Source organism: Variovorax sp. J22P240, assembly GCF_030316855.1.
In the GTDB taxonomy this organism is placed as follows: Bacteria; Pseudomonadota; Gammaproteobacteria; order Burkholderiales; family Burkholderiaceae_C; genus Variovorax.
Genome location: NZ_JASZYR010000009.1, coordinates 190,811 through 213,859, shown reverse-complemented (window position 1 = coordinate 213,859; position 23,049 = coordinate 190,811). Strand labels below are relative to the sequence as shown.

Genomic DNA, 23,049 nt, shown 5'->3' with positions numbered 1-23,049 from the left:
CAATCGGGGCAACTCGGCAACCCACACAACAGGCCGGATACAAGGCAGCAGCCGACTTCTTCACAACACGACGGCGGGTAACTACCTATCGCCGGGAGGCATCCATACAAGCGCGTCATGAATCTCATCATCTGGCTGGTCGTGGGCGGCCTGATTGGCTGGGTCGCTAGCATCATCATGAAGACCAATGCGCAGCAAGGCGCGGTCCTCAATGTGATCGTCGGTATTGTCGGATCGCTGCTCGGCGGCTGGCTCGTGGCACCGCTTCTCGGGGCCGCGACGCTCAACCAGAACGACTTCAGCATTCGGGGGTTGTTGGCCTCGCTCATCGGCGCCGTGATCCTTCTGGCGATCGTCAACTTGGTGCGTCGCGGGCATGTCCGCTGAGGGAGAACGCAATGGGCCTGCTTACCCAAATCCTCGGCGGCCTGGCCGGCAACGCGCTGCGCGGCCGTGATGGCCAGCGGACCGGCGGCGGAATGAGCCCGGTGCTGATGGCGCTGCTGCCGGTGGTGCTCAACATGCTGAGCCAGCGCAGCCGGCAAGGCGGCGGCGCGGCCAGTGACGTGGGCGGCATCGGTGACCTGATCGGTCAACTCACACAGAAGGGCTACGGTCGACAGGCCGGCTCCTGGGTCGCCACCGGTGCCAACGAAGCCTTGCCGCCCCAGGCCATTGACGAAGTCTTCGGCCACGATCAGCTGCGCCATATCGCGCAACAGGCGGGCCTTGGCGAAGACGAGGCGCGCAGCGGGCTGTCCGAGTTGCTGCCGGATGTGGTCGACCATTTCACGCCGGAGGGTAACCTGCCCGAGGGCGACCAACTTTCGGCGAGCGTGGACGACTATTTGCGGCGGCTCACGTAGCGGCTGCTGGCGGGGCGCGGGTCTAGCGCGGCGCGTCGAGGTGCGCATTCTCGTCGGTGCATGGCCGGCGCTGATCTGGGGCCGCGTCCGCCTACACACGCCGGTGGGCGCGCGCCTACGCGGCGCGCCGACGCTCTCCATAAAGTGACTGGCCACCAGTCAACGAAGAAGCCCATGGCAAACAGCAACCTCCTCGGAGGTGAACACGCGCCGGCTGCCCCGCGCGGTACAGAGGTCGACGCGCTCGGGCGAGCGCTATCAGCGACAGGCGGCAGAGATGCGGCGCGACCCCACCATATCCATCGAAGGCGCGTCGCCCGCGTCGCCCGACCAACTCGCCACGACCGACGAAGACGATGACGAACCCGACAAAGCCGACAAAGCCGGCGCGCGCGCCTGAACGCCAGGCGAGCGCTGCCAAGACCGAAGCGGTGGCGCGCACCTTGCGCAAGGTCTTCGGCCTGCGCAGGTTGCGCGCGGGGCAACGCGAGGTCATCGCCCGCGTCCTCGACGGCCATTCGACGCTGGCCGTGATGCCGACGGGCGCCGGCAAGTCGCTGTGCTACCAGCTGCCGGCGGTTCTGCTGGAAGGTCGCACGATCGTGGTGTCTCCGCTGATCGCGTTGATGAAGGATCAGTGTGAGAAGCTGCGGCAGCTGGGCATTGGCGCTGTCCAACTCAACAGCCAGTGCCCGCCGGAAGAAATCAGGGCGGCGCAGGCGGCGATCGAAGACGGGTCGGCGCGAATCGTCTTGACCACGCCCGAACGGCTTGCCGACGAAGACTTCATCGCCCTCCTCCAAACCGGTACGACCGCGCTGCTGGTCATAGACGAAGCCCATTGCATCTCACAGTGGGGACACGACTTTCGACCGGCCTTCCTCGAAATCGGTCCAGCATGGCGGGCGCTCGGAACCCCTCCCGTCCTGGCGCTGACGGCCACCGCCAGCGATGAGGTGGCCCGCGACGTGATGGAGCGCCTGGGCATTCCGAAAGCCGGCCTCCTCGACACGGGAAGCTACCGGCCCAACCTGCGCTACGCCGTCGAGCAGCTCGCTACCGAGGACCGGAAGCACGAGCGCACGATCGCCCTGGTCAAGGACATCGTCGGCAGCGGCATCGTCTATGCAGCCACCATCAAGTCCGCCGAGGCAGTGCACGCCGCGCTCCATGCGAGCGGTGAGTCGGTGGCGATCTACCACGGGAGGCTCGGCGGCGCGCAACGGCGTCAGGCGCAGGACGCCTTCATGAGCGGCGCGGCGCGCGTCATGGTGGCCACCAACGCTTTTGGCATGGGCATCGACAAGCCGGACATCCGCTTCGTGCTTCACTACCAGATGCCGTCCGGGCTGGACAGTTACTACCAGGAGTCGGGTCGCGCCGGCCGCGACGGCGCGCCGGCCGACTGCATCCTGCTCTTTCATCGGCGCGACCGTGCGGTGCAGCAGTTCTTTCTGGCCGGGCGCTATCCCGATGCGAAGGAACTGGATGAGGTCTATGCAACCCTGCGCTCGGAGCCGCCTGGTGCCAATGGATGGACCCTGCAGGCGTTGCAAGACAAGCTGCATGCGCCTCGTGCCAAGGTTCACGTCGCGCTGGCGCTGCTCCGGCAACGGCGGATCGTCCGCCAGCTTGCCGACGGTCGTCTCAACGTAACTCGCCCGGCTGTCGCGGCCGACACGCTCAGCGCCATGCTCGACCACTACCGCGAAAAGCGAGAACAGGATCAGGCCACGCTCGAGGGCATGGTGTTCTATGCGCAAACCGGTCTGTGCAGATGGCAAGTGCTGTTGTCGCATCTCCAAGGCGAGGCACCCGCGGCGCGTTGCACGACCTGCGACAACTGCAAACGCATCGCCGTCCACACCGCGCAGGCGGAGCAAGCCAAGGCCGCGCCCCAACCGGTGGAGACCGTGCGCGTGGCGCCCAGCTTCCAACCGGACGCAACGGTGCGGGTCCGGCGATACGGTGTCGGTCAGGTGCTGACCGCGGATGCGCTCGCGGTCGATATCGAGTTTGCCGATGGAAGCAAACGCTCCTTCCATCCCGACTTTGTGCGCCCGGTGCGCTCGGCGCACCCCCGGCCCTGAGTGCGCAGCCCTGTCGGCATCGCCTACACCGTCTGCATGGGCAGGATGACAGCTCGAACCACCCCGGGAGCGTTATCACCGCTCCACGCGCTTGTGCAGAGCCAAGACGCTTGGAGCTGCGAATTGGCGGGGCTCAGTGGGCGCGGCATTGCTCGCCACGATCGCTCTGGAGGTTTCAAATGATTCATCCTCTTTTCAAAGCCGCGCTGAAGCGCCCCGACCTCCTGATCCGTCATCTGGCGAACTATGGGGAGCTTCTCAAATGCGAGGCCGCTGATGCCGGCAAAGGCCTTTTGGTGCAGGCCGCGGCCGGAGTAGCTGCCGCGATGGCACTTGTACTGGCGCTCGGCCTCACCGGCGTCGCCGTCATGCTGGGGATTCTTCAAGCGACCTTTCACTGGGTCTTGGTGGCGGTGCCTGCGGTTGCATGGCTCTGCGTGATGGTGGGCGGACTCATGGCGATGCGGTCCGTGGTTCGGCGAGACATACAGGACGTGCGCGACGAAGTCGAGCGCGATCTCCGGCTTATTCGACTTGCAAAGGAATTGAAGGATGAATGATTCATTCCAAGTCCTCACTCCGAGGGACAAACTCGCCCTGTCACGGGCCGAACTCCTGGCCGCCATGGGCTACCAGCAGATCGAAGACACCCTCGGCACGCCCGAAGTGCAGGCCCTGCCGGCCCCTCGGGCATCCTTGGGGAGTTCCAGGCCTGGCTTTCTCAGCCGGTGGTGGCGTCAACACCCTGCCAGTACGGCGATGGAGTTGCTGGAGCCCGGACTGGCTCGATTCGCCCATCGACACCCCGGCAAGCTCATAACCTACAGCGCCTCCGTGGGGTCCATGTTGGTGCTCCTCAGGCCCTGGCGACTGCTCTCGGTGGGCGCGGTGATCGCACTGCTGTTCAAGGCCTCAGACATCTCCGGAGCGCTTTATGCAGCGTTTCGCGGCTCGGGTCTTGACCCTGCACCGTCGAGTCGCGAGGTTGCCGAGCGTTTTGATGACACTTTCGCTCCCGGTCCGCACTCTTGAAGCAAGTCCTGATCTCTGTGGACGGAACGGACGAGGTGCAAGGGGTGCTTGTGGCCGCGCCGAACACCTTGCCGGGCGTCCTCATCGTCCATGGGTGGGACAGCGACCAGGCCCACTATCAAATCCGAGCGGAAGATCTCGCGGCCCTCGGCTGCGTTTGCCTGACCTTCGACCTGCGCGGGCATGGCCGACGCCAAGATGTGAAGGCGTCCGTCTCCCGGGACGACAACCTGCGCGATGTCTTGGCCGCTTTCGATTTGCTCGCCGGTCAAGCGACGGTAGACCCGAAATCCATGGCGCTGATCGGCACCAGCTACGGCGGCTATCTGGCGGCAGTCGCAAGTGGCAGGCGAAGTGTTCGATGGCTTGCACTCAGGGTCCCGGCCCTGTATCCGGACGAAGACTGGGGCGTGCCGAAGGAGCAACTCGACCGCGCTGCGGTCCTCGCGTACCGGGAGCAGGTCCGGCCGGCCGATTCGGACCGCGCATTGTCTGCGTGTCGGGCGTTCCGAGGCGATGCGTTCGTCGCAGGATCGGAATTCGACGAGCTGGTTCCTGGCCCATGCATCGCGAGCTACGTTCGCGCCTTCCAACGCGCCAAATCAATCACTCATCGCACGATCCAGGGTGCAGATCATGGCCTGACCGACGAGCGAAGCCAGCGCACGTACGACGGCCTGTTGTCCGCCTGGCTCACCGAGATGATTCTCGGGGCGCGCACCCCAAGCAACCGCTGAGGCGCCGGTGCCTCGGACGTGGGGCAATCGAGGGCTCGCCGCAACGGGAGCGGATCGGATCAACGCTTGCGCTCCGGTTGCCGCGCCTGTCCGGCCGCACCTCGTACCTGCTTTTGCACGTCCGCGCAGTCGGTGTTTTCGCCGGGACCGGTTTCGACAAGCGGCAGCAAGGCCGCCAGTGGGTTGATGGTCGCCAAGGCGATCGCGCCGCCGGCGCGAGCGAGGAGCGGGCCCTTCTCGACCTGGAACTCTGGCTGCTTGAAGCTTCCGTGCAGCCGCACGGGCGTGCGCAGCGAAAGAATGCCCACGTCCTTCGGCTTGGGCTCCACCTTCACGTCAAAGCGTTCGTGCGCGAGATCGAACCAACCCTCGCCGAGGATCTGGGTCTGCTCGGTGTCGATGACAAAGAGATTCGCGTCGCCGCGTCCGCGTTTGACGTCGAATGCAACCCCGCCGCAACGCACCACAATGTCTCGATCGCCGCCGACAAGCAGCTGAAGCACTTTGCCGCCGTTGAGCCCGCTCAATGCGTCCAGCAAGTTGGAGACCTCGCCATTGACGATCGTGGCTGAAAGCTTCCCATTGGCCACGGCCGCCGCATCCGCGATCGAATTGCCGCTGCCTTGCAGTTGAAGCCGTGCCCCCAGGCGCCCCGCGCCTTTCGCCAGGGTCTTTGAATCGGGGATCAAACGGTCCACGCGCACGCGCTGCAAGTCGACTTGAACGTCGGACCGGATGGTCGGCTCGCGTGCGTCAAGCGTGACGCGTCCAGCGATCTTGCCGCCGGCGAATCCAAAGTCCAGGCGAGGCATCTTCAGCACCGAATCATGCAAATGCAGCGCTGCGTCCAAGCTTTCCAGAGGAAGCGCATGGGGCACGACCAGCTTGGTCGCGGTCAGCGTGACATCGGCATCGATCTTCTGCAGGCGGCTGCCCTCGAACTCGCCGGCGGGCAACAGGCGGTCCGGCGTCACGGCCTTGTCTTTCTGCTTCGCGGCAGGGCGAGTGGCGGTCTCGCCTTGCGACAGGTCGGGCTTTCCGCCGGTCTGCTTTGTCTCGATGCCGATCAGCGGCCCGAGGTCCGCGATGTTCAGGAGCTTGCTGTGCAGATCCGCCGTGAGCAGTGGCCGCGGCTCCCGCTCGAGGTACGCGCCCTTGCCCGTCACGTCGGTGGATCCGATCTTTCCGGACAGATCCTCCATCGTGTAGCGAGGACCTTTCTGTGTCAGGTGGCCCTGCAGGCGGTACGGCGGCGAGGCCGGCAGCGGCAGAAGCAGGAAGGGATAGAGGTTTGCAAGGGTCCGACCCTCGATGAGCAGCCGTACATCGATGGCGGAGATGTCCGCCGCATCGGCGATCGTGCCTTCGACCTCGACCTTGGTGGTACCGGCGCTCAGGCGGCCCTTGAGCGGAAACGGAACGCCCGACTCCTGGAAGCTGAGGACCTCGCCCGTGAGCGCTTGGCCGGAAAAGCTGGCATCGTGGTACTTGCCCGTGAAGGCGTACTCGGTCGAGTAGCGCGCATTGACGGGGGGAGCATCGGCATCCTTGACCTTCTCCTGACTCGCCGGATCGAACGTGGATGCGCGCACGTCCAGCTCGAAAGGCTCACCGTGATCGATGTAACGCAGCCGGCCTTGGTCGACTGACAGCGTACTGATGCGCAGCTTGCTCGGCTCATCGCTCTGCGTTGGCTCGGCAAGCGTCCAGTTGCGGCGATCGTCGGCAAGGCGCTCGAAGACGAGATCGGGCCGCGTCAGGGCCACACGCGGCACCAGGATCTTGTCAGGGAGGTCGCGAAGGGAGACCGAGAACTCGACCATCTCGGCCTGCGCCATGGCCTTGTCGGTTGCCCAAGGCGCGTTGCCGAAATACACGTCGCGCATCCGGATCGTCGGCGTCCACCCGAGCCGCACGTGCAGATCGGACATCCGGAATTCGCGCTCGGTCTTGCGCGAGATGTAGCGCTCGATCGGTGGCCTGACCCAGTTCCAGTCAAAGAGCACGAGGACGATGACCAGGACCGAGATCACGGCACCAGCGATCACCCAGCCGCGGCGTCGATGCACGCGCGGCGTCGGCGGGCTGGCGGAGATCATCAATCATTCCCAAAAATAGGTGCCTGCAGAACCAGGCAACTCATCCTCTACGCGCGGGCCTCGTGCGCAGTCGGCCGCTGCGCACGCTTGGTGTGGGATTTGGCTTGCGGCGTAGCCCTTGCCAACGCACCTTCAACGACGGTCGACGTAAGCCCCCTCGCTTTGAAAGCGGCCGCGGGCCTAGGCACGCGCTCGGCGGAAGCTCATCTGGGTTCGGCAGCGCCCTTTGGCCTTCGGGGTGAGGGGCCCGAACGGCGGTAGATCGCCCATTTCACGGTCAGGATGTCTGCGGCGATCTTGGCCGCGTTGACCCCGGCATACGGCTCGTCCGGATTGAACTGGAAAGCCTCGTGGAATCGGATCACCTCTGCGTAGTCTTTGTCGAATGTCATCGGACCCATGAGCTCAGCGGGATCGACTCCGGCCGGAATCGCCAGGAACTTCTTTGGATTTGTAGCGCTGTGGTAAAGGTCGACGCTCATCAGATTCATACAACTACCCCTCGACATGTTGAAATGGTGAGGCGAACCGCGATGGGGGTCGACGCCATGGCCGAGCACCCATCGTCAGTTGGGCTGTCCGTTGGTCTAGCAAATGATCTGTCGCATTGGCGGACCGTGCAATCAGCGTGCGCCTACAGGGGTGTGGGCCCGCCGAATCTGGCAAGTCGCCCTGAGACGGGGGCACGCCCCACCGACGCCCGCCCGACTCGCTCGCCTGCTGATCGGCCGGGACCTGTCGGCGGTGCGCAACGCGAACAACGCGAGAAGCGCCTCTCGCAGGTGCGCCTGCGCTCTCCGACGACGGCGGCAACGATGCCGGGCGGCGGGCTGATGGTCGCCTTTCCTTTTGACGCTGGTGTGGCGAGCGTTCCCGGCGTGCTGACCAGCCGGTCCTTCAGGATCGCAGGTCACCAAAACCGAAGCGGCTCCCCGACCTGCTCGGCGCAGGTTCCGCATCCGCGAGCTCGCGCGGCCCCCTGTCCAAGTCATCGACCATGACCTGCAGTGCCAACAAGCCGGCAGCCATGGCCTCGTGGTAGCTTGCTGTTGCGTCCGCCGCTGAATCGATCCTGGTCCACTGCGAGGACTTCGCCTTTTGCTCGATGAGGATCCAGCGATACCCGCCGTCTTGCGACTCATCGACGTAGATCGCGATGCGGCGGATGGACGCAAGCATTGGAGACTTTTGTGAGTCGACCGGCGCTGAGCGCGGCATGCGTGCTTTCCGATCACGCAGCCTTGCGCGCCCTGGCCGGCGCCGCTTTCTTGGGAGCAGCCTTGCTCCGGGTCTTTTTCGAGGCCGGCTTCGAGGACTTCCCGCCCTTGAGGCTGCGGGCAAGCAGCTCAGTCAGATCGATGATCTCCGCACCTTCGGAGGGAGCCTCTTCTTCCGGCTGGATCACCGTTTCGGTGTCCCCCGCCTTCACCTTCTTGTCCACGAGCTTCATGACCTCGTGCTTGAACTCGTCCTTGAAATCCTCGGGCTTCCATTCGCCCGACATGTCCTTGACGAGCTGTTCAGCCATCTTCATTTCTGCTGCGCTGATCTTCGCCCCCTTCGTACCGGCGGGAGGCAGATCCAGGCCTTCGAGGGATTTCACTTCGTCACCCCATCGAAGCAAATTGAGCACGAGCGCCTTGTCGCTGGGCACGAGGGCGGCCAAATGCTGCTTCGTGGCGATCACGACCTTGGCCAGGCCGATTTTCCCGGTCTTGAGGAGTACCTCCCTCAGCAGCGCGAAGACCTTCTGGCCCTTGTTGACTGGGGCGACGTAGTAAGGGCGCTCCAAGTAGACGAACGGAATCGCGTTGGCATCGACGAAGCGTTGAATCTCAATGGTCTGGGTCGTGCGCGGGTACACCGCTTCGATCTCGTCCGGCGATATGACGACGTACTTTCCGTCGTCGTACTCGACGCCCTTCACGATGTCGTCCTTGTCGATCTCCTTGCCGGTCTTCTTGTTGACGCGCTTGTAGCCGACCGGATCCATGGTCCGCTTGTCGAGCCAGTCGAAGTCCACCCCCTCCTCGGTCGTAGCGGTGTGGAGACCGACTGGGATGTGGACCAGTCCGAAGGTGATCGCGCCCTTCCAGAGGGTTCTACCGCCTGTGGCCATCTCACTTCTTCCCGAGTTGCTCGGCGATTCGGTCGACGGCGACGCCCACTTCGGCAACCGCCTTGCGGAGGTCCTCCTCGGTCACATCGAAGCGTTGCATCCAGTAGCGAACTTCGTGCGGCTCGTTGACGTTGATCCGGCTACGGTCCTCTGGCCCGCGATTGTCCAAGTCGTCTGCCATGGCGTTCTCCTTTTGTTGCCTGCGCACAATCTACTTCCCGGGGCCGGCTTCGATGGCGGACAGGACTCTGCTCGCATGAAGGACAGCGCCGATGTCGAGCCAACACGGTCCGCAGCATGCCCACTCAGACGCGGACCACGGTCTCATTGATGTCGGCCTGAACTTGCGATCTGATCAGGTGCCGGTTGGGGCGGCGCGTAACGCGCGCAGTGCGTCTCCCGCCCCGGCGAGCAGAGCGGTCCACTCCGCCTCGCGTCGCGGCAAGCTGTCGCTGCCCGCCCGCAGCACCGCCGCTGGATGAGGCATGACATAGACCGGGAGCCCGTCGCTCGCGCGCGTGAGCCATCGGCCGGCATGCGCTTCGATGCTCACAGCTTCCTGCAGGAGACTCGCCAGCGCCGTTCGGCCCAGTGCGACAAGGGCGCGCGGACGCACGGTGGCGATTTCGGCCTCCAGCCAATGCGCACAAGCCGATGCTTCTCGCTGCGCGGCGGTTTTGTGGATGCGTCGCTTGCCGCGCCACTCGTACTTGAAGTGCTTGATGGCATTCGTGAAATACAACTCCTCCTGCGGCCACTGCAGCGCGCGGATCGCGCGACGCAGGAGCTGGCCGGCCGGGCCGACGAACGGCCGGCCGGCCAGATCCTCCTGATCGCCTGGTTGCTCGCCCACCAGCATCAGCGTCGCGCCGGCACGGCCCTCGCCCCAGACGGTTTCCGTTGCGTCGGCCGCGAAGTCGCACTCCTCGCAGCAGGAGGCCTGGTGCGCGAGGGACGCCAGTCGTTGCGACGGCGAGGCAGGCAGCGGCTCTGCTACCTGCCCGGCCTGGGGTCCGCCGCAAGAAGGTTGGACGCCTTCATGGCATCCGTCCCCCGGCAGTGGCACGGTTCGTCCCGCGCGGCGCTCGCGCGCGGGGCTGACGCGCGTCTCCATGCCATGAGCGCGTTGGTCCGCCTGCTGCATCAGCGAGGTGATTTGCGACGCCTCGGGAAGGTTGCGCCAGAAACGCACTGGCATTTCCCGGCGCATCATCGCGGGCTTCAGGCGCGCCGGGTTGAAAACGCTTCGGTAGTACGCCAGCCACAAGCCCTCGCCTTCGTCCGGGCCAGGGGCGTCCTCGCGCGTCGCCGGCGGGCCGAAGCGCAGTGCATGGCGATCCCAGTGCACGCTGCCCCGCGGGGTGAGGATCGCCCAGCGCATGCTGGCGAACCGATCGACGAAAAAAGGCGCTGCCGCGCGCACCACGTGATGCGCTGGCTCGAACCAGGCGACGTGGCATTCGCCGGCCTCGTCGAGGAGCGGGCGAAAACGCGCGAAGGCGTGCATCTTGTGAACCTCGCGGCGCACCTCGCGCGCCATGCGCTCGAGACGCAAGCGATCATCACGCAGGGTGTCGTTCCAGGCCCGCCGGTCGCGCAAGATGGCAGCGGCCAGCGTATGCGCCGCATGGAAGCGCTCTGGACTGTCGTGCAGCAGTGCGCTGCGCAGCAGTTCGATGAATGCGCGCGGCAGGCGCACCGGTGGCGCAGCGGGATCCGTGTGCGGTGCGCGGCTTGCCTCGGCGGGCAATCGGCCGTGCAGGTCGAACTCGCAGGGGGCCCCGCCGTGCGACCCCTGCAGCGGGTCGTCGATCCATGAGGACTGGCGCACTCGCCCGTCATCCCACCGCACTGCGTCAGGGTTGAACCCGTGGTGCAGGGCACCGCGCAAGGCCGCAAAGATGCCTGGCAGGTCATCGGGCGCAGGGATGATCAGCGAGATGAGCACGGGTCATTCCTGGCTGGACCCGCCCCAGCCGGATGCGAGCACCGTCGGTTGCAAAGGTGGGGCCAGCGGCGCTTCGGTGCCGAGCGAAGCCCTCTCGCCACCCGCGGCGAACAGGTCACCCTGCTGCGCCGGGCGCATCGCCATCCCGGCCCTTGTTTGCTCGGAGGATCGACGCCGCGCGACGATCGCATCCAGCCGAGAGGCGGTGTCGCTTCCCGGCCGATGGTCGGGTAAAGCCACGAACGCCAGAATCCGTGCGCTGGGTGCGCCCAGGCGCAGGATGTCGGCCTTGCGAAGGCACCGCACGCTGCGCGCGCTCAGCAGGCGCTCGACCGATTGCGTACCCAGCCCCGGCACACGCAGCAGAGTCTCCTTCGGTGCGCGATTCACATCCACCGGGAACCAGTCCGGGTGGGCAAGCGCCCACGCCAACTTGGGGTCCACGTCCAGCGACAGCATGCCGCCATCGGTCACCAGCTCGTGCTCCTCGAAACCGTAGAAGCGCATGAGCCAGTCGGCCTGGTACAGCCGGTGCTCACGCATCAGAGGCGCGGCGCGGCCAGGAAGCAGCGCGCTGGCATGCGCGATCGGACTGAACGCGCTGTAGTACACGCGCTTGAGACGATAGCTGCGATACAGGGAAACGCTTGTGCGCAGGATTGCGCGATCGTCGGAGGCATCGGCACCAACAATCATCTGTGTGCTTTGACCGGCCGGAGCAAAGCGCGGTGGCGGCGCTTGCGCCGCAGGGGCGTTGGCCATGGCTCGCGTTCGCCGCGCTGCATGGCCCAACTGCTCTGCCGTGTCGTCGAGCTGCAGACGGATGCGGGCCATCGAGCGCTTGATGGCGCTCGCATTCTTTTGCGGCGCCAATTGCGTCAGAGCGCTCTGGCTGGGCAACTCGATGTTGATGCTCAGGCGGTCGGCATGAAGACCGGCGCGGCCGATGAGGTCGGCGCTCGCGTCAGGAATGGTCTTCAAGTGGATATAGCCGCGGAAATGGTGGTCCTCGCGCAGCCGACGCGCGACTTCGATCAGTTGCTCCATCGTGTAGTCGGGCGACTGGATGATCCCGGAGCTCAGGAACAGGCCCTCGATCACGTTGCGCCGGTAGAAGTCGAGCGTGAGCTGCACCACTTCGTCCAGCGTGAAGCGCGCACGCTCGACGTCGCTCGATTCGCGGTTCACGCAATAAAGGCAGTCGTAGACGCACCAGTTCGTCAGCAACACCTTCAGCAGGGAGATGCACCGGCCGTCGGGTGCGTAGCTGTGACAGATGCCAGTCCCGCTGTTCGACCCCAAGCCCACCTGATCGCGCGAATGGCGCTTGGCGCCACCGGACGACGCGCAGGACGCGTCGTACTTGGCTGCATCGGCCAGGATGGCGAGCTTGCGCAGAATCGGGATGACCATGGTACTGTTATTTTATACAGTATGGCTCCTGAGCGCGCGCCCTTGAACCGCAGGCCGGCATCCTCGGCGGGTATGAGGAAGCCGCTCGCTGCTGGGGTAGGGCGCTTCCAAAGGGGGACTGCTCTGAAGCGAAGGGTCGCAACCGATGCCGAGCTAGGCATCAGGTGAGCAGAAGCGGCATGCCGGGGTCGCCCTTTTGCATGGCGCGCTGGTAGGGCTCCCGCCCTGCAATGCGCTGCAGGTAAGCCAGGATGCTTGGATACGGCCTGAGGTCGAAGGGCATGAAGTAGCGCATCGTGGTCAACGAGAAGAAGGTCATGATGTCCGCGGCGGTGAAGTTCTCGCCTGCCAGGAACGGTACATCGCCGAGGCGCTTCTCGATCAGCGCGAAGGCGCCTACAAGCCGGCCGTTCAGGCGCGCGGCGATGGGGTTGTCGTCCGGCAAGTTCAGTCGCCGCATGAACATGTTGCGGCCCATGTTCGGCTGGAAATTGCCGTTGGCGTAGTGCCACCAGAAGAGGTAGTGAACGTAGTCCGGATGGTCCGGTCCGAGCGTCAGCCGGCCGTTGCCGTACCTCGCGATGAGGTATTCCATGATGGCGCCGGACTCCGCAAGCAGGAGATTCCCGTCGCTGATCACGGGCGCCGTGCCGAGCGGGTGCAGCGCGACAAGTTCAGGCGGTGCCAACGCGGTGACCGGATCCCGCACATAGTGCTTGAGTTCGTACTTCAGGCCGAGCTCCTCGCAGAGCCACACGATGCGCTCCGATTGCGACTTGCCGAGATGGTGGACGGTCAGCACGGTGCTTCCTTGAAAGTGGGACGCTGGATCATCGCAGGTGTATGCGGCTTCAAGCCTCCCAGGACGCAGCCTTGCGGTCAACATGCTCAGACTTCGAGCTCTGCAAACTCGTGCTGGCCGCGCTGCTGCGACGTTGGCTCGCGCGAGTAGGCGCGATACCACCAGGCCATTCCGATCGTGACCACCGAAGAATGGCTTCGGGCCCAAGAATGATGCGGCGCTCGTTTTCCGCTAAGCGACTTCGAAGCTGCAGCCGGAGCCGACTTGCCCCGACTCAGGCTGGCGCGATGACGGTCACCGTTCCATTCGATCCGCGGTACTTGAGAGCTCCGTCCTCGACATACAGGATCCCGCCGCCAGTCGGGTTGGCCCCGGGGGCGAGCGTTGCATTCGCGATCGCCACTACGCCCTGACCGCCTCCAAACTGCCTGGCGGTACGGATGCCGACATTGCCTCCCGCCGCCAGCCGCTGAAACACGACCATGGTTTCGAACGCGGTATTTCCGGCATTGCGGCCATTCAATTGCAGCTTGTCCGCCTGCACGGCGATCTCGTACTTCCCCGCCGGCGCGATCTGGTCGCTTTCGACGAACTCAATGTCGGGATTCGGATCGTCGATCCGGATCGACGCCGCGCCGCCGCGTATGCCAGCTTGCCTGATGCGCAGCGCCGGTTGGTTGAAGTCGGGGTTCGTCGCGACCACCTCCAAGACCGCGGAGGCGGACTGCTGGACGGCGTCATTCGATGTGATGGAAACCGTGGTCATTTGCATTGCTCCTGTGCGTGGGGGTTGCGGGTCAGGAACCGAAAGCGCCGAAACGCGAGAGGAGCGCGGTGCTCAACGTGTGCGAATCGGCATAGCGGCTCACGAGGTTGCCGAAGGCGAAGGCCAGCACTTCGATCAGTCGCCCGCGTTCTAAAGGATCGGTGCGCAACGGCCTCGTGATTTCCAACTGCATCGCGTCGAGGCCGTCGGGATGAGAGCTTCCGTACGTCCTGATCGTGAAACCCCCGTTGAACTGCGGGACCTCCGTACCATTGGGGTCCGGCGGCGAGACGCGGTAGCCGGCACCCTCGAGAAAGCCGCGCAGGCTGCGCCTGCGCGCCAACACTTGCGGGTCCGCGGCGCGCAGCCGCGCGATACCGTCCTCCTCGTCTCGCGCCGTGCCGAGGAAGATCTGCGCCGGATCGGACGGGATGCCCCCCGTTCCGTGGATGTCGAACAGAAGGCCGAGCCCGCCGTTGTCGGCGCGGATCTCGTCGACGAAGGCGCGCACGGTGTCGTGGTACTCGTCGTAGAACGGCGCTGCCGCATCGACCTCGAAGCCGCATTCGCGCGACCGGTTGGCGTCGATGAACTTGCGATGGAACTCGGCGATCACGGCATAAGGCGCCTCGCCGAAGATCTCCAGCACGCGCTGCGCTGCCCCCGCGGCGATCAGGTTGGTGTCGACGTCGCGCGACGGCTCGAAAAGGCAACCCTCGCGGCCGCTGCGCGGCAGCGGCACGCCCGGAACATCGGCCACGCCGCCGTGCGGACAGGTGATGAGCACCGGCAGCGTGCCTCGATGACGCGCCACCAGGTTCGTTGCGTTGAAATCGATCTGCCACATGGAGTCCATCCTTTCGGAGCGACGGTCGAAGTCGGTTCTGCTGAAAAGGCGTGTCAGCTCGGCGCGAGCTTGTTCAGGTATCGCGCCCTCCGTCGTTCGTGTTGCGGTTGAAAATGATCTCGTCGAGCCGAACCAACAGGCCGCTCGGTTCGGCGCGCGCGGCCTCGCGGCGAACCGGGTCGAGCCGCAGCCGACCGCGTTCAATGCCGATCTTTCGTAGCAGCCGAGCCACCGTGCATCGCGTGTCCATCGGCGCGTGCTGCTCATCGGCTGCCTGGCGTCTCTTTGCTCTTCCATCCACTGGCAGGGTCAGAGGATGCGCGATCAGTCTAGTTCGAGTCGCGGCGTCGTGCATGCCGATTGGGGGGTGGCAGGAGCCTGCGCTTTTGCCTCTGCCGGAGGCGGCTTCTGTGGCTCAAGCCTTGGAACAGTTTGACGTCCCCGGCGGCTATGAGCCGAGCGAGCTCCCCATTTGACCTTTTCACGTGAATCAAGCATGCGCTGTCGACGACGGCTGCGCCGAATAGCCGCCGTTTGCGGACTCACCTATTTGTGTGTTGCTCTGTGGGTCAAACCGCGCTTGAATGGCTGCGACGGTGGATTCGAGCCGACCCGGCCTGCGTTGCAGCTCGAATCAGGCGTTGCCCGCGCAAGGCTTCTTGCGCCCCAATAGGAGGGTGCATCATGGTCGGAGACATGGTTGCTATCGCCGCTGAGTGCATTAAGCGGCCTGGAAGGCGCGCCGTCTGGTCTCCCCAGCTCGGGGCGTACGTGTGCCCTGACATCGACAACGTACCTGAAAGCCAACTTGAACGAGCATCCCAGACACGCCCACCCATCAGCCCAACGTTCAAGCTTGTCTTTGCGGCCGCTGCAGCCGGCACTGTCTTATCCCTCGCGTTGTGCGCAGTCCTTGCTATTGCTGCCGGAAGAGAGCCGCCAAGCCTGATGACTGAAGTTGTTCGCGGCTTATTCAGCCTTGCTCAGATTGGGTTCGGCGCGATCGTAGGGCTGCTAGGTGCAAAGCGTCTTGAAGGAGACGCAAGCAATGGGCGAGGCAGCTGATCCTGCCCACAGTGTGCCCCCAAGCAAGGTCAACCAGCCATAGAGGCTGTGGCCATCAGCTGTTGTTTTCAGCGGATGGGGGTGTCACTTCTCCGGCTCGCCCTCGCCGCTTGGACGATCGCCGAGCCACCGCGCCGATGGCTTGCGCGAGCGTGGCACGCGCCTGTGCGTGTACGCGGCGGATGTTCGGGGTGCGCGGGCGCGGCAGCGGCACGAGACGGCTCAGGGCGGCGCGTTCCGAACACCCTTCATGCCTCAGCGCTGCGCGGCGACGTGACGCAGCGCAGCGCTGGCGTTGGCGGCGTGGCTCGCGTATCTGTCGACGACGTCGAGCCCGTTTTTGTCGCCTTGGACGTGCTCTTCTGTCTCGAACGATGCGCCGCCATGCGGGCCGTCGAAGCCCGGCAGCGCCATGGCGTGTACCAGACCAGGCACGGAGTCAACGGCCAGTTTCTGCAATGCCAGTTTTCGATGGTTCTTCACGGTGCGCTCAGCAACCCCGAGCTTTTCTGCAATGGCCCTGTTAGATGCCAGTGTTCCGAGCAGCCAGCAGCAATTCGGCCGTCACCGTCCGTCCCGCGCGACAACAGATCCCTTCGAGTTCCTCGATGACGACGTCGACGCGTCGCAGGAACAGTGCCCGGCTGCCGGGTGTGGCACGGGTGCACAACGCCCATGCGAGCTCGGCCAAGCGTTCTTCTCGCGCCTGACGCGCCCACGGCCGCAATTCGCAATAGCAGAGAAGCGCCAGGCGCCCGAGGTCTTCATGCCGGCGCGCGTAGGCTACGTCGGCCACGAGATCGTCGAGACCCAGCATCAGACTGTCCGAAAGCGTATCCATGGTGCAATGCAGCATTCTGCGGCCTGGGCGATAGGGCGCGCTACCTAAAGCTCATCCTTTCCCTGATGCCTTGCTTCACCCGGATTGATCCCATTCGGCGTCGCCGTCGTATCGAGCGGGAGGCGCCCGCTGGCACGTTTGTTGCGACGCAGCAAGGTGCTCTCTCACTAGAGCGCCGCGGAGTGTGCCCATGCGATGGCTGCTGATGATGTGGATGGTCCTGGTCTGCGGCGCGGCCCGCTGCGAGGACACACGCCCGACGTCGGACATCGCCGAGGTGTTGCGGGTCTCACAACAGAAGCAGCTCGATGCCATGACGCCGGCCGATGCCACGAGTCCACGCGCCCTGAAGGTGCGCGAGTCCTTCGAGAAGCTCTTGCGTGGCCTGAGCGGGCCCGCCCTTTCGAAGGTCGAGCTTCGCGTCGTGCGCGGCGACATCGTGGGCGAGACGCTGCAAGGCCGCATCGTGGTGGCCAATGTTGCCCTGGCGGACCTGCCCGAAGGCGAGCGCATCTTCATCCTCGCGCACGAACTGGGACACGTGGTGCTCGACCACTGGTCGCAGATGGGCCTCACCTACGCGAAATGGGTGCCGGGCCCCGTCGAGCAGCAACACACCGACGCCATTGCGGACCGCCTGGGCCGTGACGCATCGGCGTTGGCCTATCGGCAGGAATTTGAAGCCGACGCCTTCGCCCTGAGCACCCTGCGCGCCTTGGACCTGCCGGACCGGCATGTGGTCGCGGCCTTCATGAATCGCGGCTGGCGCAACGACACCGCGACGCATCCGGGCACACGCAAGCGCCTCTCGGCATTGCGTAACCTGGCGCCGGACTGGCTTTCAGTGCAGCCTTGAGCGTTCCGCGTCAGATCGTCCATTGCCACCCGCGGGGTCCGACGTTGTCGCCCAGATCGAGCGCTGTGAAAAAAAGGCTGCGACGGGCAAGTTCCGGGGTGCACCGTCGTCCGCCGTGAAAACTGCCAACGTTGGCTTTCATCAGCCGCCGTCATTCGGCGGAGCACCTTGAACTTCGGCATGCAGTCTTGAGTTCGCGTTGGGGCTTAAACCTCAAATTGGAAAAGCCACAAGCGGCCGCTGCATGCTGGCGCGCACAAGGGCCGTCTCAACGGCCTCGCGCAGCACCAGTTCCGTGACCGGCTTGATCAGGAAATCCGAGACCCCCGATCAATTGCACGACAGCCATCGCTCGCTCCATGACATAACCCCTGCGCAAGCGCCGGTGCCCTGCGGCCTACACCGTCGCGAGCCAGCATCAGCCATCAACGGCGGACATGCGGCACGACGAGGTTTCGCGGCCAACAGCATGTTTGCGACCGTGCGACGGCGGCGCTTGAAGGGGCCAGTGCGAACGACGTCATTGGCAACGTCACCGCCTTATTGGGCTTGTCCGAGGACGTCAAACACGCGCCTGGCTGCCCGCGAAAGAACAGCAGTGACGCTTGGGCTCGCACACGACCGCAAGCGTCTTCGAGAAGCTCTCCTCCTACAAGTCTACGAAAACCGACCCATCGCTTTGGCGTTGAGTGTTCCACCGGTCGATGTACTGACGCGATCTCTCGGCCAAGGAGGCAATTGCGCTCGCGCCGTCCTTGTGTTTGCCGGTCAAGGCGATTCGGCATTTGTGCTCAGCTCGTCGTTGAAGGTCTGCGTGACCGCTCATGAACCCCTCGGAAGTCGAGCCAGTGAGCTCGACCGATACGTTCCAACCGTCGTACTCAAATCGATGAATAGCTCCGTTGGGCAACATCGCCGAGATCCTCCGAAGTGTTCCCGTCTCCCGCCTTGTCGAAAATCCTATCGCTGGGCGTTTAGCCTGTCATTAGTGTATTTATGTGCAGTTTCCGAACCGAGCAGGCATTAGCCCGTCCGCCGGTCCAATGCTCGGACAGCTGCTACGCAGCGCGCCCTTCCCTCTCGCCGGGAGAATTCGCGCGTTGATGCCGGTTCCGGTCGTTCAGAGCCGAGAAGATCCCAGAATCGATGACCGGTCGCAAGGTGAAGCGGCTCCGGCGCAGCTATTTTCTCGAGGCACACGGCATGGTGGAGCGGACCCGCCAAGTTGTCTTGGCCGTGGTGTCGGCGGCGGAAACTGTTCGTTGCCCGCCCAGCCCTGGCCCTCGCAACTTTGCCGCTTCTCCAGCCAGAACACTTTGATTCTCCGGATGAGAGATTTCAACCCCCGTCTGCTCGCAACGCCGCCGACGCGCGGGAGCGGCGCCCGATGGCCCAACGCGGCATGGACGTAGCAGGCGAACGAAACTCCCTTTGCTGCTCGATGTCGCGGAAAAGCTGGGTGACAAAATCCATGAACAACCTGACGCGAGCGATGCGCCGCGAGCTTGGCGGATACAGCAGGTTGACCGGCGGTACCTCCACGTCCATCTCCCAGTCGGTGAGGGCCGGAACCAGCATGCCGCTCGCGATTTCGCGGCCTTGCCGCTTGTGCCAGTCGAGCACCCGGACCACACCCGCGCCGGCGATGGCCAGATCGCGCACCATGTCCCGATGGGCGTTGTCGACCGTCAGCCAGCCGCCCGCCGTGATCGACACTTGTTCATCCCCGCGCCGGAACCTCCACAGGTCCATGACCGATCCATGGTTCGAGCGAATGCACATGCAGTTGTGATGCTCCAACTCACTCGGGTGCCGTGGCATGCCATTTGCCGCCCAATAGGCGGGCGCGGCACACACGACGAAGCCGGTGGCGCCGATCGGACGCAGCACCAGGTCGCCGATGGCTTGCGGCCAGCCCATCACCAGGAAGACGTCCACGCCGCGAACCTGCTCATCCGTGACCCGCATGAAGTAGCGGATGTCCAGCTGGATCTCCGGGTACATGGCGGCAAATCGCGGCAAGGCAGGCGTCAGGCACTCCTGCGCAATCACCGGCTGCACGCCGACCACGACGGTGCCTCGGGCGCGCGAGGTCGAGGCACTTGCCTGCTCGTCGGCCAGGGCCAGTTGCTCGAGCGCGGGCAGGCAGGCCTCCAGGTAGTTGCCGCCGGAGGCCGTGAGTGCGAGTCCCTGCGAATGCCGTTCGAACAAGGTGACGCCGAGTTCGCGCTCCAAGGCGCCGATCATCTTCGCGACCGCCGCCACACTCACGCCCAGCCTGCGCGAGGCGGCGGAAAAGCTGGAGGTCTCCGCCGCGGCGACGAAGTACTTGAGCGAACGAAGTTTGTCCATGCCGGCTCCCTTAACAATGCTCGACCGCTCGACGCCTCAACCGCTGGTTGAGGCCGCCGGCGCGCGTTGGAGTATTCCCTTCCTGCTTGCCGCCGGTCATATTGAGCGCATCCGTTCGTTGCGACAAGGAGCTCACGATGAACACCGGACGCCGTTCCTTCTCTCTGGCCGCCTTGGCCGCCGCGGGGCTTGGTGCCGCCGGCGCAGCGGTTGCGCAGGCCCAGCCTGCCCCCTGGCCCACGCGGCCCCTGAAGATCGTGGCCGGCGGCGTCGGCAGCGTGACGGACATCCGGGCGCGCTGGCTGGCGGAGCGCCTGGGCAGCGCCTTCGGGCACCCCGTCATCGTCGAGAACAATGCCGCGGCCGGTGGAAACATCGGTGCCGCAGCCGTTGCGCATAGTGCTCCCGATGGCTACACGCTGCTGCTGATCCACCAAGGCACGGCGGCCTTCAATCCCTATCTCTTCGCACGCACGGGCTACGACCCGTTGGCCGACTTCGCGCCGATCACGCGGTGGGGCCATGGTTCCCTGCTGCTGACGGTCGCGCCAGGCGTGCCGGTGAACTCGGTGCGCGAACTCGTGGCGTTGGCCAAGACGAAGCCGGGTGCATTGAATTTTGCTTCGCCGGGCGTCGGCACGCCGCCGCATCTGGCCAGCGAGTTGTTCAAGCGGGCAGCGGGCATCGACGCGGTCCACGTTCCCTACAAGGGTGGCGGAGCCATGATGGGCGCGCTGCTTGCGGGGCAGGTTACATGGGTCATCGAAGGGCTCACGGCGCAGCTGCCGCATGTGCGTACCGGATCACTGCGTGCACTGGGCGTGACCGGCGCAACGCGATCGCCTTCGCTGCCGGAGGTTCCGACGATCGCCGAAGCCGGCGTTGGGGGTTATGAGTTCGCCGGCTGGACTGGCATCGCGGCGCCGGCTAACACGCCGAGGCCGGTTGTCGATCGCATCCACACCGAGATCGCGCGCGTCAGTTCTACCGACGAGGCTCGCGCCTGGTTCGCCAGCGGCGGTGCGGAGCCCGGCCTCATGACGCCTGAGGCTTTCGGCGAGTTCATCCGCAGCGAGAACATGCGATGGGGCCAGGTGATCCGGGAAGCCGGCATCAGGATGGAATGATGGACCCCAGCACGGAGCTGCTCGCCTTGATCAACGCCAACTGGACGACGCAGGTCGTCCGCGCGGCCTGTGAACTCGACATTCCTGGCCACTTGGTGCAAGGCAATTGCAGCCTGGATGAACTGGCCGGTGCAACCGGGTGTCACGCGCCGTCGCTGCGCCGGCTGCTGCGCGCGCTGGCCACGCTCGGCTTGTGCGTCGAGACGGACGCGGGGCAGTTTGGCCTAGCGCCCATGGGTCGCCTCCTGTGCGACGACGACCCGCAGTCACTGCGTGCCTGGGCCTTGCTGGTGGGTGGACCGCACTGGGCAAGGTGGGGCGAGTTGCACGAGAGCGTCCGCACGGGACGCAGCTTCAAGCAGCGCCATCTTGGCGAGGAAGGCTTCGGCGACCTCGATACCGACCCGGCCGCCGCCGCGCTGTTTCATCGGGCCATGGTGCAGATGACGCGACGCACGGCGGCCTCCGTCGTGGCGGCGATCCCGACCGGCAAGGCGGAATGCGTGGTCGATGTGGGCGGCGGTCAGGGCGAGCTGCTGGCAACGGTACTGCAAGCCAACCCGTCGGCGCGCGGCATTCTCTTCGATCTGCCAGCCGGCGTCGCCGGGGCGCACGATGCATTCGAGCGATCCGGCCTGGTTGATCGCTGTCGCATCCAGAGCGGTGACTTCTTCCGCGCTGTCCCCGAAGGGGGCGACATCTACCTGCTCAAGAGCGTCCTGCACAACTGGGACGACGAGCGGGCCATCCGCATTCTGGCGAACTGCCGCGACGCCATGCGACCAGGCGGAACGGTCATCGCCGTCGAGCGGACCATGTCGCGCCGGCCTGACGCGTCCACCGCCGACCGGGTCACGGTTCGGTCCGACTTGAACATGCTCGTGGCGCTCACAGGCCGGGAGCGCACGCATGTCGAATTCGATGCGCTCTTTGCGCAGGCCGGCCTCGGCCCAACAACACTGATCGCAACGGGTGGTGATTTTTCGCTCATCGTGGGCGGCGCGCTGGATGCTTCGCGGCAATAGTTCATTGCAGCATCGGCTTGGAGGGCCGCAATGCAGCAGCGGTGGCTGTCCTTCCCTTCAGTAGCGTGAATTCATGGTGTGGGGCCGACTCCGGGCGCTCAATGGCGAAGGACACCTTGGTATCGACTTCCGGTCCCAAGGTATTGCAGTCATAGCCCGAATGCTTGCGCTCTGGCGCCGTGCCTTCAAAGGATCGAACGTCCGATCTCTTAGCCATCGAAGCGGAAGTTCGGGCCCGGAACGCCGGTTCGCGACATTCAGAAGCAGTCGCTCACGCAGAGCAGCGTGGGATCATCCTTTTCATGGACGCGGAGCCCGATCCAGTCCTCAAGGCTTCATCTTCTTGCTGACTTCCCTCGATACGAAATGACCCTCCGTCGCGTTCTGCTTGTGATCGCCTTCCTGGTCACCACGGGTGCCTGGATTGCCTTCGTCTATTGGATGACGGGGATGGAACGCAAGGAAGCTGCCTACCTGGACATCGACCTGACGGAGGTTCCGACTGGCAGCCCGAAGTTCTACACCTTCCAACGTACACCGCTGGCTCTCGTTCGAACCACCGATGTGATGCTCGATGATCTTCAGGCGCAAACGGTCCACACCTGGAACCAGCGTCCGATCGCGGCCGAGCGTCCGTCGTTCTTCGTCTACTCCCTGCTCAACCCGGCCGACGGATGCGAGGTCGAACACGTGCCCAAGGGCGCGGACCGCTACGCCCCAGTGCGCCCGTGGCAAGGCGGCTATCGCGATCCATGCCGCTTTGGCGAATGGGACTACGCTGGCCGCGCGATCAAGCAATACGCGGACCAGGACGCGCAGCTGCTGCAGATGGCCGACCTGGATGTTCCGGACTTCGAATTCAGGGAACACCATATCCTGCGCATCACTCGTGCTCCGAAGCGATAGTCGAGACTGGTGGTTTGCTGCTACCGAGCAAGCGCCGCAGCCTGGTTCTGCATCTCTCTCCTCAGCTCACGCTCCATTCGCCTTGCCGACATCCATCCCCAGTAGTTGTCTGAGAGACCCTGCAGCATCCGGTCGGCGGCCGCTTTGCGTCTCTTGCT

At 64.9% G+C, this 23,049-nt stretch carries 24 protein-coding genes; 10 read left to right on the top strand and 14 right to left on the bottom strand.

From position 1 onward, the window contains the following. Nucleotides 1–117: 117 nt before the first annotated feature. The 6 genes from QTI24_RS21490 (at nucleotide 118) to QTI24_RS21465 (ending at nucleotide 4,725) form a co-directional block, all read left to right on the top strand. Entirely contained in the window at nucleotides 118–387 is a 270-nt protein-coding gene (locus QTI24_RS21490) for a GlsB/YeaQ/YmgE family stress response membrane protein (protein ID WP_286603232.1), read from the top strand. 11 nt (nucleotides 388–398) lie between these two features. Next, a complete protein-coding gene (locus tag QTI24_RS21485; RefSeq protein ID WP_286603231.1) occupies nucleotides 399–866 on the top strand; it encodes a YidB family protein in 468 nt (155 codons plus the stop codon). 356 nt (nucleotides 867–1,222) lie between these two features. Then, nucleotides 1,223–2,956 carry a RecQ family ATP-dependent DNA helicase gene (locus QTI24_RS21480; protein ID WP_286603229.1) on the top strand — a complete coding sequence of 578 codons (1,734 nt, stop codon included), beginning with the start codon at nucleotides 1,223–1,225 and terminating at the stop codon, nucleotides 2,954–2,956. A 179-nt stretch (nucleotides 2,957–3,135) separates the two neighbouring features. Next, entirely contained in the window at nucleotides 3,136–3,516 is a 381-nt protein-coding gene (locus tag QTI24_RS21475) for a hypothetical protein (protein WP_286603226.1), read from the top strand. After that, entirely contained in the window at nucleotides 3,509–3,988 is a 480-nt protein-coding gene (locus QTI24_RS21470; protein WP_286603224.1) for a hypothetical protein, read from the top strand. Before QTI24_RS21475 ends, QTI24_RS21470 begins: the two co-directional genes overlap by 8 nt. After that, a complete protein-coding gene (locus tag QTI24_RS21465) occupies nucleotides 3,985–4,725 on the top strand; it encodes an alpha/beta hydrolase family protein (protein WP_286603222.1) in 741 nt (246 codons plus the stop codon). The genes QTI24_RS21470 and QTI24_RS21465 overlap by 4 nt, the downstream gene beginning before the upstream one ends. A gap of 59 nt (nucleotides 4,726–4,784) precedes the next feature. On the opposite strand, the gene QTI24_RS21460 is transcribed toward QTI24_RS21465, so the two are convergent. From QTI24_RS21460 to QTI24_RS21395, 13 genes are all read right to left on the bottom strand, one after another. Continuing rightward, nucleotides 4,785–6,824 (bottom strand): AsmA family protein, encoded by a 2,040-nt coding sequence (locus QTI24_RS21460; protein ID WP_286603221.1) that lies wholly within the window; start codon nucleotides 6,822–6,824, stop codon nucleotides 4,785–4,787. Between the two features lie 203 nt (nucleotides 6,825–7,027). Then, the gene (locus QTI24_RS21455) at nucleotides 7,028–7,315 is read right to left on the bottom strand and encodes a hypothetical protein (RefSeq protein WP_286603220.1); all 288 of its coding nucleotides are present in this window, start codon (nucleotides 7,313–7,315) and stop codon (nucleotides 7,028–7,030) included. Nucleotides 7,316–7,721: 406 nt separating this feature from the next. After that, complete coding sequence (locus QTI24_RS21450) at nucleotides 7,722–8,042, bottom strand: hypothetical protein (protein ID WP_286603219.1); 321 nt, start codon at nucleotides 8,040–8,042, stop codon at nucleotides 7,722–7,724. 13 nt (nucleotides 8,043–8,055) lie between these two features. Next, nucleotides 8,056–8,943, bottom strand: a complete 888-nt coding sequence (ku, locus tag QTI24_RS21445; RefSeq protein ID WP_286603218.1) for a non-homologous end joining protein Ku — start codon at nucleotides 8,941–8,943, stop codon at nucleotides 8,056–8,058. Nucleotide 8,944: 1 nt separating this feature from the next. After that, complete coding sequence (locus tag QTI24_RS21440; RefSeq protein WP_286603216.1) at nucleotides 8,945–9,124, bottom strand: DUF3606 domain-containing protein; 180 nt, start codon at nucleotides 9,122–9,124, stop codon at nucleotides 8,945–8,947. Nucleotides 9,125–9,298: 174 nt separating this feature from the next. Then, nucleotides 9,299–10,891 carry a UdgX family uracil-DNA binding protein gene (locus QTI24_RS21435; RefSeq protein ID WP_286603214.1) on the bottom strand — a complete coding sequence of 531 codons (1,593 nt, stop codon included), beginning with the start codon at nucleotides 10,889–10,891 and terminating at the stop codon, nucleotides 9,299–9,301. A 3-nt stretch (nucleotides 10,892–10,894) separates the two neighbouring features. Then, the gene (locus QTI24_RS21430) at nucleotides 10,895–12,298 is read right to left on the bottom strand and encodes a putative DNA modification/repair radical SAM protein (RefSeq protein WP_286603250.1); all 1,404 of its coding nucleotides are present in this window, start codon (nucleotides 12,296–12,298) and stop codon (nucleotides 10,895–10,897) included. 166 nt (nucleotides 12,299–12,464) lie between these two features. Next, nucleotides 12,465–13,106 carry a glutathione S-transferase family protein gene (locus QTI24_RS21425; protein ID WP_286603213.1) on the bottom strand — a complete coding sequence of 214 codons (642 nt, stop codon included), beginning with the start codon at nucleotides 13,104–13,106 and terminating at the stop codon, nucleotides 12,465–12,467. A gap of 274 nt (nucleotides 13,107–13,380) precedes the next feature. Then, nucleotides 13,381–13,872 carry a hypothetical protein gene (locus QTI24_RS21415; RefSeq protein WP_286603212.1) on the bottom strand — a complete coding sequence of 164 codons (492 nt, stop codon included), beginning with the start codon at nucleotides 13,870–13,872 and terminating at the stop codon, nucleotides 13,381–13,383. A 31-nt stretch (nucleotides 13,873–13,903) separates the two neighbouring features. Next, the gene (locus QTI24_RS21410; RefSeq protein WP_286603211.1) at nucleotides 13,904–14,719 is read right to left on the bottom strand and encodes an N-formylglutamate amidohydrolase; all 816 of its coding nucleotides are present in this window, start codon (nucleotides 14,717–14,719) and stop codon (nucleotides 13,904–13,906) included. A 73-nt stretch (nucleotides 14,720–14,792) separates the two neighbouring features. Continuing rightward, complete coding sequence (locus tag QTI24_RS21405; protein ID WP_286603209.1) at nucleotides 14,793–15,074, bottom strand: hypothetical protein; 282 nt, start codon at nucleotides 15,072–15,074, stop codon at nucleotides 14,793–14,795. A 965-nt stretch (nucleotides 15,075–16,039) separates the two neighbouring features. Then, nucleotides 16,040–16,267 carry a hypothetical protein gene (locus QTI24_RS21400; RefSeq protein WP_286603208.1) on the bottom strand — a complete coding sequence of 76 codons (228 nt, stop codon included), beginning with the start codon at nucleotides 16,265–16,267 and terminating at the stop codon, nucleotides 16,040–16,042. Between the two features lie 40 nt (nucleotides 16,268–16,307). Continuing rightward, the gene (locus QTI24_RS21395) at nucleotides 16,308–16,625 is read right to left on the bottom strand and encodes a hypothetical protein (RefSeq protein WP_286603207.1); all 318 of its coding nucleotides are present in this window, start codon (nucleotides 16,623–16,625) and stop codon (nucleotides 16,308–16,310) included. A 190-nt stretch (nucleotides 16,626–16,815) separates the two neighbouring features. Between QTI24_RS21395 and QTI24_RS21390 the strand changes: the two genes are divergently transcribed. Further along, a complete protein-coding gene (locus QTI24_RS21390; RefSeq protein WP_286603205.1) occupies nucleotides 16,816–17,481 on the top strand; it encodes a M48 family metalloprotease in 666 nt (221 codons plus the stop codon). 1,338 nt (nucleotides 17,482–18,819) lie between these two features. Here the strand turns inward: QTI24_RS21390 and QTI24_RS21385 are convergent. Then, entirely contained in the window at nucleotides 18,820–19,833 is a 1,014-nt protein-coding gene (locus tag QTI24_RS21385) for a LysR family transcriptional regulator (protein WP_286603203.1), read from the bottom strand. A gap of 137 nt (nucleotides 19,834–19,970) precedes the next feature. Between QTI24_RS21385 and QTI24_RS21380 the strand changes: the two genes are divergently transcribed. From QTI24_RS21380 to QTI24_RS21370, 3 genes are all read left to right on the top strand, one after another. Further along, a complete protein-coding gene (locus QTI24_RS21380) occupies nucleotides 19,971–20,960 on the top strand; it encodes a Bug family tripartite tricarboxylate transporter substrate binding protein (protein ID WP_286603202.1) in 990 nt (329 codons plus the stop codon). Between the two features lie 26 nt (nucleotides 20,961–20,986). Beyond that, a complete protein-coding gene (locus tag QTI24_RS21375) occupies nucleotides 20,987–21,985 on the top strand; it encodes a methyltransferase (protein ID WP_286603201.1) in 999 nt (332 codons plus the stop codon). 366 nt (nucleotides 21,986–22,351) lie between these two features. After that, nucleotides 22,352–22,891, top strand: coding sequence for a hypothetical protein (locus QTI24_RS21370; protein ID WP_286603200.1), 540 nt, complete (start codon nucleotides 22,352–22,354; stop codon nucleotides 22,889–22,891). The last annotated feature ends 158 nt before the right edge of the window (nucleotides 22,892–23,049 follow it).